The 1,751-nt window shown below is 27.3% G+C and carries 2 protein-coding genes; both read right to left on the reverse strand.

Going from position 1 to position 1,751, the window contains the following annotated elements; genetic code table 11:
- Positions 1-155: 155 nt before the first annotated feature.
- Positions 156-842 (reverse strand): GLPGLI family protein, encoded by a 687-nt coding sequence (locus ACUSJC_RS16720; protein WP_449270694.1) that lies wholly within the window; start codon positions 840-842, stop codon positions 156-158.
- Positions 843-877: 35 nt separating this feature from the next.
- Positions 878-1,606, reverse strand: coding sequence for a GLPGLI family protein (locus tag ACUSJC_RS16725; protein WP_449270695.1), 729 nt, complete (start codon positions 1,604-1,606; stop codon positions 878-880).
- Between the last annotated feature and the right edge of the window lie 145 nt (positions 1,607-1,751).

Here is a 1,751-nt window from a genome sequence, read left to right on the forward strand (position 1 = left end):
ATACTTATTTAAAATTTTTAGGTGTTAAAATGGAGCGTTTTCTTTTTGTTTTTTAGAGGCTTTATACTGTCTTGCACCACGCCGGTAAGGGTTTGGGAGAAGGAGAATTGACAAAATAATAAAAACAATACAAGAATTTTTTTTAGCATCTTAAATTAAAAATTTGGTGTTTTAGAAGCAATCTCATTGAATTCTTCTTGAGTTACCAATTTTCCTTCATTAGGTTTTTTTATTATTATATTTTGTTTATTTAAGTCTATTTTAACTGCTCCATAAGTAGTATTTCTTTCTTGAAGTTCTAAAATTAACCCTGGCAACCCATAATATCCTTTTGGACCAAAACTATATGGAATAGCCGGGCAATACCAAGCTATTATTGGGTATTTAAACTCTCCTTTTTTATTTTTAACAACCAACTCAGAAACAGCTTTGTAGCATAAATAACCTTGAATAGTTTTGGTTTCATTTTCTAATTTCCAATCTGTTTTTCTAGTATAATTAATAATAAACTTCCCTAAATGGTTATCAATTTGCTTGATATTATTGTTTGAATGAAGATCTATAAAATATTTATTTGTTGCCTCAGTAAATGCTTTTGCAAAATTTATCTCCTCAGTGTTTATACCGTCATTGACTTTAAACAAAGAAATATCTTTATTTATAGTTAAACTAAAAGAAATATCTTTTGCTCCAGTTTGTGCTTTTTCATAAAATCCTTTTAAGGTTTCATTTTTAGAAAACCCTTCATCAAAACCTAAATAAATATTATAAGTTATTTCCCCTGAATCATTTTGACTCAACATTCTTAACGATAGGAAAAGGAAAAAAAGTGTTTTTTTCATTTTATATTATAAATCATCTAGTTTTTAGGCTATTTTTATTTTGTTTCTTTTGCCTCTTTTATTAAAAGCTCCATTTTTTGGGCATCAAACTCTTCAATATTTAAAGGCATTTGCAAACTTTCAATCTTCTCATTTATAAATATCTTAGTTGCAATCCAAGTTTTGTAAGTTTCACTAAGTTCTAAAACTAATCCTGGCAAAGTACCACCATATCTGAGCGGTGAATATTTTAATGGAATTTCAGGGCAGTACCACGCAATAATAGGAAATTCACGATCCTTTCCATTCCAATAAAATTTATAGGTTGTTGTAGCTTTATAGCAAGTATAACCACTTATTATTTTAGACTCATTATGAAATGTCCATTCATAATCTATTGAACTATGTTTCAAAAGTCTTAAACCATCATAAAACATTGCATATTCAAAAATTGAATCTTTTTTTGAATTTGTAAAATATGTATCATTATAACCAAAAGCACTTCTTGTAAGTCTTTCATAAATAGGATCAAATTCTTCAGATGAAAGATAATCATTTGAAGAAAATTTAGATATACTATCATTGAACTCTAACTTAAATTCTAAATTATGTGCAATAATTTCACAGTTATAATATTTTTGATAAAGATGTATGTTTTCTTGTTTAAGTTCATCTGTAGCTCTTTTTACATTATAAAACGTTTTGTAAACAATTTTCCCTGATTTTATTTGGGATTTTCCAAAAAAACAAAAATGCAACAGTACTATTAAAAATATTTTTTTCATAAAAAACGATTTAAACTGCTGCAGAATTCTGCAGCAGTTTTATTATTTAATATCCTGGAAACGGTGCATCACAACCATTACTTGTGTAACAAACATTCATATTGTGTCTCCAATCACTTAAATCTCTATCATTTCCATCGTCCAG

The organism is Flavobacterium sp. U410 (assembly GCF_053570605.1).

What these genes read in the sequence shown, in the direction of transcription:
- ACUSJC_RS16720 (WP_449270694.1), bottom strand. Translation starts at nt 842, where the DNA reads ATGAAAAAAACACTTTTTTTCCTTTTCCTATCGTTAAGAATGTTGAGT.
- ACUSJC_RS16725 (WP_449270695.1), bottom strand. Translation starts at nt 1,606, where the DNA reads ATGAAAAAAATATTTTTAATAGTACTGTTGCATTTTTGTTTTTTTGGA.